Source organism: Microvirga aerilata (assembly GCF_016743775.1).
Taxonomy (GTDB): Bacteria; Pseudomonadota; Alphaproteobacteria; order Rhizobiales; family Beijerinckiaceae; genus Microvirga; species Microvirga aerilata.
On record NZ_JAEQMY010000312.1, the window covers coordinates 1 to 1,008 of the forward strand.

Consider the following 1,008-nt stretch of genomic DNA (forward strand, 5'->3'; position numbering starts at 1 on the left):
TCGGGACAACCCACTCAATCCAGACTGGCGCCAGGGCATGTCCCCATCCCGGCGGCTCATCCGCACCCGCACCATGGACCAGCCTGAGGTGCACGAGGCCATTGCGGAGATGCGGCGCGTTGCCGATGCCTATGAGGATCGGGTGATGATTGGGGAGGCGTATCTGCCCATTGACCAGCTGATGGCCTACTACGGCGTTGACCTTACAGGCTTCCATCTGCCCTTCAACTTCCACCTGCTGTCCACACCCTGGCACCCTGTTGCAGTAGCAGCCTTGATCGACGCCTATGAGGCCGCTCTGCCACCAGGCGGCTGGCCCAACTGGGTCCTGGGCAACCATGACCGCGCGCGGCTGGCAAGCCGGCTTGGGTCGGAGCAGGCGAGGGTAGCCGCCATGCTGCTCCTGACCCTGCGGGGAACTCCAACCATCTACCAGGGCGAGGAGATTGGCATGACCGATGTGCCGATCTCGCCGGAGCAGGTGCAGGACCCTTGGGAGAAGAATGTGCCGGGCCTTGGGCTGGGGCGTGACCCCGCTCGCACACCGATGCAATGGGATGCCACGGCGCATGCAGGGTTTACAACAGGAGAGCCGTGGCTGCCTGTCGGAGCCGATCGCCACACGATCAACGTGGCCGCTCAGGCTAGGGATCCTTGGTCGATCTTATCGCTGTATCGCGCGCTCATTCGGCTGCGCTGTGCTGAGCCTGCCCTGTCGGTGGGAGCCTACACTCCTGTGGCCGCAGATGAGACCGCCCTGTTGTATGAGCGGCGTCATGGAGATCGGCATCTGCTCATAGCCCTTAACATGAGCGGAGCATCGCAAGCTTTGTCAAACTTCCATTCTGGTCGCGTTCTGGTTTCCACGTGCCTTGATCGCCCGGATGAACAGGTGCGTGGCGCGCTCGATCTAAGACCGAATGAGGGCTGCATCATTTTGATTGAATGAGAGCACTCCTTAAGGGGAGCAGTTAAAGGCGGAAAGTGAAGGCAATTGCAAGAGGTCGC

Annotated in this window: 1 protein-coding gene; it reads left to right on the forward strand. The window is 61.4% G+C overall.

Annotated features, from left to right (window positions below):
- Positions 1-949 (forward strand): alpha-amylase family glycosyl hydrolase (locus JKG68_RS32535; protein ID WP_202066583.1); only part of this gene is annotated, 949 nt, incomplete at its 5' end.
- Positions 950-1,008: the final 59 nt, after the last annotated feature.